General features: G+C 47.7%; 4 protein-coding genes and 1 pseudogene. 4 read left to right on the forward strand and 1 reads right to left on the reverse strand.

Annotation, left to right across the window (positions count from 1 at the left end; genetic code table 11):
* The 4 genes and pseudogenes from AB7D94_RS14760 to AB7D94_RS14775 all read left to right on the forward strand — a co-directional run.
* A pseudogene (locus tag AB7D94_RS14760) lies at positions 1–199 on the forward strand (hypothetical protein); the annotation flags it as partial.
* 642 nt (positions 200–841) lie between these two features.
* Positions 842–2,416 carry an Ig-like domain-containing protein gene (locus AB7D94_RS14765; protein WP_420266724.1) on the forward strand — a complete coding sequence of 525 codons (1,575 nt, stop codon included), beginning with the start codon at positions 842–844 and terminating at the stop codon, positions 2,414–2,416.
* Between the two features lie 159 nt (positions 2,417–2,575).
* Positions 2,576–4,384 (forward strand): virginiamycin B lyase family protein, encoded by a 1,809-nt coding sequence (locus AB7D94_RS14770; RefSeq protein ID WP_420266725.1) that lies wholly within the window; start codon positions 2,576–2,578, stop codon positions 4,382–4,384.
* 4 nt (positions 4,385–4,388) lie between these two features.
* Positions 4,389–8,708, forward strand: coding sequence for an Ig-like domain repeat protein (locus AB7D94_RS14775; protein ID WP_420266728.1), 4,320 nt, complete (start codon positions 4,389–4,391; stop codon positions 8,706–8,708).
* 100 nt (positions 8,709–8,808) lie between these two features.
* Here AB7D94_RS14775 and AB7D94_RS14780 read toward each other — a convergent pair whose 3' ends face one another.
* On the reverse strand, positions 8,809–9,033 hold the full coding sequence (locus AB7D94_RS14780; protein ID WP_420266726.1) for a hypothetical protein: 225 nt from the start codon (positions 9,031–9,033) through the stop codon (positions 8,809–8,811).
* Between the last annotated feature and the right edge of the window lie 174 nt (positions 9,034–9,207).

The following is a 9,207-nucleotide window of genomic DNA, read 5'->3' on the forward strand; positions in this document are numbered from 1 at the left end:
TAAGAGGTTGTCATGTCCTGAGTCGTGGTCGAGGCATACAATAACAACATTTCGTTGGAAGATGATACAGGTTGCGGGGCGTATAGTGAGCCATGCAGGGAAAGTAATCTTAAAGCTGACAGTGGATGTAAAGAAGCTGGCTATCTTTGAGGAAATAAGGGGGAAGATCTTTGAACTCAGCCTCTCGTGGGATTGCTAAAAAAGAAAGTGAAAAAGTAAATTCTATGCATAATATAGAGAGAGGTATGTTTAAAAAAGATGGAATCATGTAATATTAGACAGTTAAGATAAATATTTTATTGTTTATGATACACAACAATGGAATGGTAGTATTATAAATGATAAAAATGCCCAAAAAAACCCTTTATATTGGCAGGTGCAAATTCCTATATCGGAGCTTGGGTGCTGAATTGCCCTTGACAAATTTGACTTGTTTAATATTGAATATGACAGCGCCCTGTCTTTCTGGTTTGCAAGGGTGTCTCCGTCTAATGCTTTAGAACTGACTTTGGGGTGGGATATTATGTGTGTAATAGCGAGGTGTTTTTCTTTTAGTATTGTGTAGGGGGATGGATAAAATGAACAATATGTTGCGGTTGTTCGTCACATTGGTCTTATTTTCTATAATTCTTTTCGTTTCAAATCAACCGGCTTGCGCCTTAACTCCGGGCGGTTTTACTGCCGTTGGTAATTTAGCGCAGCAGCGTGACTTCCACACGGCTACGCTGTTACCCGATGATAATGAGCTTACTGCCGCGACGAATACTCTCCTCAAAAGGCGTGGCCGTTTGAGCCACCCGATGGTCTGATAACCGGCAGCCGCCGTCATGGCATAAGCTCAATGTCTCTTGCCGCAACAACAAACTCAGCAAATTCTCATGGGACAGTCGGCAACTCTCAGGCTGCCCCGAATGGGTACAAAGGCGCCTTTAAACCTAAGCCAGAGCTTTCAACAACAGCGACTGAGTTTAAGGTCTTTAATAATATCGGTTCCTATACAGATTACATCCAGGATGGTGGAGCGTGGTTAGGATACTTTATCAGAAATGCCCTCTTAGAAGATAACGGAGGCAACTTATACTTTGTTTATGGCAACGCGAAGCAGTTGTGGTACGCCGAGTACGTGTTAAACACAGATACATGGTCTAACACACTGATTGACACCCGTTCAAAGGGCGTAGCCGCGACGTCTATGGTCTTAGATACAAATGGCAACAGGTGGGTTTTTACATCAGAAATCACCAGAGTTGGGAACTGGGACCGTTACGGTGATTCGGCGATATATGAAGAAACAGGGGGTTCATGGAGCAAGGCTACTGATCTTTACGTAAACAGGGGATGGGAACTTACCGGACCAAACGATGTGGCCCATACTATGATAAAGGACGCAAACAACAACTTACACGTCTTGTTTCAACGGGAAGGATGGTATAGTTATGGCTATGCCGCTAAAGAGATGACGTACGATACCACCGCGAGATCTTTGTCAGGTATGACTACCATTTCAGGCACGTCAAGCGGTGGTCAGGACGATAACAGAAATGACGCTAATAATACCATCGTTTTATCTTCTGACGGCACTATTTATGTTCCGATGCATGATTATGTCACTATTTCTTTTTTCACTGGCAAGTCAAGTACTTATGGCTCATGGGATACTTCAACTGTTCTTGGTTATACGGGTGGTTATAACAATGGTGTTTCATATCAGGACGAATCTGGAAACTGGCATACGGTATATACTGATAGTACTATGAAAAATGTGTACTATGGGTTGAATTGGGGAACGCCACAGGAGATTTACACATCTTCCGGCAATATAGGCTATTACCCAACTGACATTATTGCGGTAGGCAATATAGTTTATATTTCAGCGATTCAGTATGACAGTAACGCTAATGCAAGAGGTGATTATTACCTGATAGTTAAGGATGCCAATGGTACATGGAGCGCCCCTCAACAGATAACCAGCGAGGCGTCATGGTCATCAAACCAGGTGCCGTGGGCGGACGGTTTCGCAAAAAAAGCCCATGCAAGCACATTAATTCCAACTGTTTACTTTGCATATTTAAACCAGGACGGCAACTGTAATAGTTGTCCAAACGGCTCATCAGGGGGCTGGAGCGGCGCTAAATTAAAGATTTTAAAGATAACAAACTCCGCTACCTCAACGACAACAAGCGTCTCCTCGTCTGAGAATCCATCAAACTATGGCGATTCGGTAACCTTCACGGCGACAGTTACCGGCGTATCTCCCACAGGAGCCGTTACGTTTAAGGATGGCGTGGCCACTATTGCGGCCATTTCGCTTAATGGAGGCGGACAGGCCTCTTTCTCAACATCATCACTTTCGGGAGGCACTCACTCAATAACGGCGGGTTACGGCGGGGATTCAAGTAACGCGGCCTCGACATAATCTGTTCTCAGTCAGGTCGTCAATACGGTATCGACAACGACAGACGGCGTCTCATCTTTAAATCCTTCGACAGACGGCGCGTCGGTAACCTTCACGGCAACGGTAACCGGTAGCTCTCCCAAAGGTGATGTTACACTAGCGCCCGTTACGAACGCCTATGTGACAAATTATAACGATAACACCGTTTCGGTAATAAACACATCCACGAACGCAGTCACCAATACTATTACTGTGGGGTCTAATCCAGCCGGCGCTGCCGTGACGCCCGACGGGTCTAAGGTATATGTGGTGAACAATGGCTCAAATAACGTTTCAGTAATAAACACATCAACAAACACTGTCGTCGCTACAATTAATGTCGGAACCAATCCAAATACACCTGCCATAACACCGGATGGTTCGAAGGTCTATGTGACAAACTATAGTACAAGCAATGTTTCAGTAATAAACACATCAACAAACACTGTCGTCGCTACAGTTAATGTCGGGGCCAATCCATCGGGAATTGCCATAACTCCTGACAGCTCTATGGTCTATGTATCAAATTACAGTGCTGGAAGTGTATCGGTAATAAGCACTTCAACGAATACTATCACTGCTACAGTTCCTGTTGGGGCTCAGCCGACTGGAGTCACAGTAACACCCGACGGGGCAAAGGTCTATGTGGCGAATCAAAGTAGTAACAACGTTTCGGTAATAAACACGGCCACAATTGCTGTCACCGCTGCAATTACTGTCGGCAGTCAACCAACTGGAGTTGCTGTAACACCCAACGGGTTGAAGGTCTATGTGACTAATTATGGCGCGACCACTGTTTCGGTAATAGACACTACCACGAATGCTGTCACCGCTACAATTACTGTCGGGACAAATCCATATGGAATTGCTGTAACGCCCGATGGCACGAAGGTCTACGTGACAAATTGGGGAGATGGAACGGTTTCAGTGATAAACACATCAAATAATGCCGTCACAGGTCCAATCTCTGTGGGTTCAAATCCAGTTGGAGTTGCCGTAACACCTGACGGGTCAAAGGCCTATGTGGCGAATGCTGGTGTGGGTTCAAGCACTGTTTCAGTAATAGACACATCGTCTGACACAGTCACCGGTACAATCACCGTCGGCAGCCAACCTTACGGAGTTGCCGTAACACCTGACGGTGCGAAGGTCTATGTGACTAACTACGGTTCAAACAATGTCTCAGTAATAAAAACTTCTAACAGTTTTGTCTCAGGCCCGATTACTGTGGGCAGCGGGCCGCGAGGGGTTACCGTAACGCCCAATGGCCTAAGGGTCTATGTGGCAAGTTGGAATGGAACGGTTTCAGTAATAAACACAACCACGAACACAGTCTCCGACACAATTCCCGTCGGCAACGGGCCGGTCTCATTAGGAAATTTTATCGCCACAATCCCAACAATAAACGAATACAGCATCCCCAGTAGCGGAAGTAATCCTCATGCTATAACATCCGGGCCTGACGGTAATCTTTGGTTTACTGAAGAAAACACTAACAAGATAGGGAAAATCACCACGTCAGGTGTAATAACCGAGTATGCCATCCCTACGGCAGGGAGTCAACCCGTTGGCATCACATCTGGATCAGACGGCAATCTCTGGTTTGCTGAATCTAACGGTAACAAAATAGGGAATATCTCTGTGTCTGGTACAGTAACCGAACATGGCGGCCTGTCTGGCGGGAGTCAGCCAACGGTTATAACCTCTGGCGTTGACGGCAATCTATGGTTTACTGAACAGGCTAATCACACGGTAGGGAAAATCACTACCGGAGGTGTAACGACAGAGTATAATGTTCCCAATGCGGGTAGTTTGACTTTTGGCATTACATCCGGCCCGGACGGCAATCTTTGGTTTGCTGAATATAGCGCCAACAATATAGCAAATATAAACCCGACGACACACGCAATAACCGAGTATCCCATCCCCACTTCCAATAGTCATCCTTAATAGTATCACAACCGGTCCAGACGGCAACCTTTGGTTTACTGAAGAAAACACTAACAAGATAGGGACAATTACCACATCGGGTACAATAACAGAGTATGACATTCCCACTGCCGCGAGTTGGCCTGTGTTTATCACAACCGGTCCAGACGGCAATCTTTGGTTTGCAGAATATCACGGCAACCAGATAGGGAAAATCACCAATGGAGGTGTAATAACCGAGTATGCCATCCCCACGGCGGGGAGTCAGCCCGTTGGCATCACAACCGGCCCTGATGGCAACATCTGGTTTACTGAATATAATGCCAACAAGATAGGGGTAATTGTCTTATCATTATCATCTACGACAACAGCCGTTACGTCGTCACTTAATCCATCAACATCTGGCGCGTCGGTAACTTTCACGGCTACGGTAACCGGCACTTCTCCAACTGGCTTTGTTACGTTTAAAGACGGCATAGCCACCCTTGGCACCGCCTCGCTTGCAAGCGGACAGGCCACGCTTTCGACATCGTCGCTTTCGGTAGGCACCCATTCGATAACGGCGGTTTATTCAGGGGATTCGATTAACTCAACTTCGACATCGCCGGTGTTAAGTCAGGTTGTAAACTCGGCAACCACCTACACAATATCAGGGACAATTACACTAAATGGCAGCGGTCTAAGCGGCGTAACGGTAACCCTTACCGGGGTCGGCACGGCAACAACAACCACCAACGGCAGCGGCGCGTATAGTTTCACAGGACTTTCCAATGGAGGCTATACAGTAACTCCAGGCCTGAGCGGTTATACGTTTACTCCATCAAGCGGCAGCGTGACATTAAGCGGCGCTAACTCTACGGGGAATGACTTTACAGCTACCGTAAGCTCAACAGCCATCTCATCGTCTCTTAATCCATCGACATACGGCGTGTTAGTAACATTCACGGCTGTGGTTACGGGTATATCTCCAACAGGCATTGTTACTTTTAAAGACGGCTCGAATATTCTTGGCACCGCTTCGCTGAATATTTTTGGTCAAGCGGCATTTTCAACATACTCACTTGCAGCAGGCACACACTCAATAACCGCGGTTTACGCGGGGGACCAAAGCAATCCGGCTTCTACATCTTCTGTCCTTAGTCAGGTAGTAAATAGCGCAACAACTCTTACCGTGTCATTGAATCCATCAACATTCGGCACGCCGGTAACCTTCACGGCGACGGTTATTGGTACATCTCCAACCGGTACAGTTACCTTTATGGACGGTGCGACTGCTCTTGGCATCGTTTCACTTGTAAGTGGACAGGCGACATTTACAACATCGTCACTTTCAGTTGCCACACACTCAATAACGGCCGTTTACTCCGGTGACGGGAACAATTTGACTTCTACATCGGCAGCACTCAGCGAGGTTGTGAACTCCGCGACGGCTCAATCTGTTTGGGTCTGGACGGCGAATAAAGTAAAGCCTGCCGCCATCAATAACTGGCAGACTGTAGCATCGAATTCAGACGGCACGAAGCTGATTGCCGCTGTTGGTGGTGGAGATATTTGGACTTCTTCCGACAGCGGCGCAACATGGACAGCCAATAATGTAAACGGCGGCTTCAACAATTGGCAAAGTGTTGCCTCGGATTCCACAGGCACAAAGCTGGTTGCCGTTGTTTATGGCGGCGATATATGGACATCCTCAAATGGCACATGGACTGCCAATGGTGTAAACAACGGTTTTGATTGGTGGGACGCGGTGGCATCCAATTCAGACGGCACAAAGCTCATTGCCGCTATTGGCAGTACCAGTGGTTATGAAACCGGAGATATATGGACATCTTCAAATAGCGGCTACTCATGGACTGCTAATAATGTCAACGGCGGCAACAACATGTGGCAGAGTGTCGCCTCGGATTCAACAGGCACAAAACTCGCTGCCGCCGTCTATGGCGGGGATATATGTACGTATTCAAATGGCGCATGGACTGCGAATAATGTCAACGGCGGCAGCAACTACTGGCAGAGTGTCGCCTGCAATTCAACAGGTTCAAAGCTGGTTGCCGCAGTTTATAATGGAGATATTTGGACGGGTGCACTACCTGTAACAACAACGACAACCTCCGTCTCGTCGTCCTTGAATCCATCATCATTAGGTGACTCGGTGACCTTCACGGCAACTGTAACAGGTACCTCTCCAACAGGAACCGTTACTTTTAAGGACGGCACGACTATACTTGGTACCGCCTCACTTGTAAACGGACAAGCGACATTTACGTCATCGTCACTTTCAATAGGCACACATCAGATAACGGCGGTCTATGGCGGGAATTCAAACTATTCGGCATCGACGTCAGTTGTATTAAATCAGGTCATAAGTACGCCAACTACAACGACAAGCGTCACCTCGTCACTCAATCCAGCGACATATGGAGCGGCTGTAACCTTCACTGCCACAGTCACAGGTGCTGGCAGCACTCCAGCAGGTACTGTTACCTTTATGGACAACGCGACTGCCCTTGGTAACGCCTTGATTGCAAACGGACAGGCCGCGTATACGACATCGTCCCTTTCGCCGGGAACCCACACAATAACAGCAGTCTATTCGGGGGATAACAACAGTACGGCTTCGACATTGGCAGTACTCAGCCAGGTTGTAGCTCCGGCAACTGCGACAACTGTTGTCACATCGTCGCTGAATCCATCAACATATGGCGCGTCGGTAACCTTTACGGCGACTATCAGCAGTACAACATCACCAACGGGCACTGCCGTCTTTATGGACAACACAACCACTTTGGCCGCGCTTGCGCTGGATGGAAATGGACAGGCCACATTTACGACATCGGCACTTTCAGTCGGAAAGCATTCAATAACTGTATTTTATTCGGGGGACGCGAACAGCCTATCTTCGACATCGTCGGCATTGAATCAGCTCGTAATGTCAGCAACGGCCACAACCATCACCTCGTCTCTGAATCCATCAAAGTATGGGGCGGCGGTGACCTTCACGGCAACAGTTACCGGCACATCGCCAACGGGTACGGTGGCCTTTATGGACAACACGACCACCCTTGCGTCAGTGTCGCCTAATGGAAGCGGAAAGGCCGCGTATTCCACCTCCTCTCTTTTGGCAGGTACGCACCCAATAACGGCGGTTTATTCGGGAGATAACAACAGTTTATCTTCGAAATCTGAGGCATTGAATCAACTCGTAACACCGGCAACGGCAACAACCCTCACATCGTCCCAGAATCCGTTGGCATACGGTACCGCCTTAACCTTAACGGCAACAGTTACAGGCGAATCGCCAACGGGCATTGTCACCTTTGTGGACAACACGACTATGGATAATACGACCACACTTAGCACACTTGGAGCTGTTACGATTGACGGAAGAGGAAAGGCCTCTATAGTAGTCACATCTCTGGCAGCGGGAACACATTCGATTGTGGCGGTTTATAGCGGAGACGCGAATAATTTACCTTCGACCTCGACGGTTCTTAGTCAGATTGTGACGACAATAATGCTTACATCGTCCCAGAATCCGGCAAACTATGGTGTGGCGGTAACCTTCACAGCGGTGGTTATGGGAAATTCACCGACAGGCACTATAACATTTATGGCTGGTGAGACGCCTCTGTCAACTGTTTCATTGGACGTAAATGGACAGGCCTCTCTGACAGTTATACCTATGATTGGTACATATTCGATAACGGCGGTTTATAGCGGAGACGCGAACAATCCGGCCTCGACATCAGCCGCACTGACTCAGGTCATAGAGTCAATAACGGTCACATCGTCCATGAGTTCCTCCGCCTACGGTGTTCCGGTAACATTCACGGCAACGATTACCGGGAATTCACCCACCGGTACAGTTACCTTTATGGACAACATGACCACCACCCTTGACAACATGACCAATAGGGACAACACGACCACCCTTGGGACGGCTGCCCTTGTCAACGGAGAGGCATCACTGACAACCGCCGCGCTGTCCATTGGCACACACTTGATAACGGCTCTTTATGGCGGAGACTTATACAATATAGCCTCGGCCTCAGCTCCACTTACTCAAACAGTAATAGATAACAATACCGTACAAATCGTTTCATTTACAGTGGCCGGCAGCGGAACGGTGCTGGTATATGACGATAACTTTAACCTGATATCAACTCAACGACAAGGCAGCAACACGTCAGTGCCATATGGTACGGCAAGGATATTTTACTTCCAGCCGACCGAGGGCAGTGTGTTGACGTCGCTGACGGTAAACGGAAGGCCAATGCGGCCAGTCAGTATCATCAGGGCTATCATGACTGAAGATTACAACATCATCGCTGTTTATTACCCGTAGAGGGGTACGCATACTGGATTTGACTTGTCATGGAATGAAAAGACAGTGGCTGCCCTTCCAACACCGGAGTCTTTTCGGCTGTGCTTTATAAGCATTGACACTAAACTCCTTCGTGTACTTCCCGTTCGGGATTCTCTCCATTGAACACCTCCATCTTGTAAGTTATTTTACTATATTTTGGTGTCCACTTTTTCCATCTTACCTCATGGGCAGTATAGTTTATTTGAAGAGATAGGGAAAGCCGGGAGCAATTTCGTATGTCGGCTTCGAGATAATGCGGCGTGGGAATTTGGGGATAATCCCCCGTCTTGTCGATAGAAGACAACAGTATACCCCCCTCACCGCCGCAAATTGTTTCGCTCAGCAATTATCATGCCGGACAGTATTGGGATTATCCCCCTTCGTCGTTGGTCCTTTATACCGTAATGCGTTTGTCCGTTTGTCCAAGGTAAATTTGTTCTCCATCATAAGTAAGAGGCAGTTGCATAGTTTATTGTCA

This window comes from Candidatus Magnetominusculus dajiuhuensis, assembly GCF_046044395.1.
Lineage (GTDB): Bacteria > Nitrospirota > Thermodesulfovibrionia > Thermodesulfovibrionales > Magnetobacteriaceae > Magnetominusculus > Magnetominusculus dajiuhuensis.

What these genes read in the sequence shown, in the direction of transcription:
- AB7D94_RS14765 (WP_420266724.1), top strand. Translation starts at nt 842, where the DNA reads ATGTCTCTTGCCGCAACAACAAACTCAGCAAATTCTCATGGGACAGTC.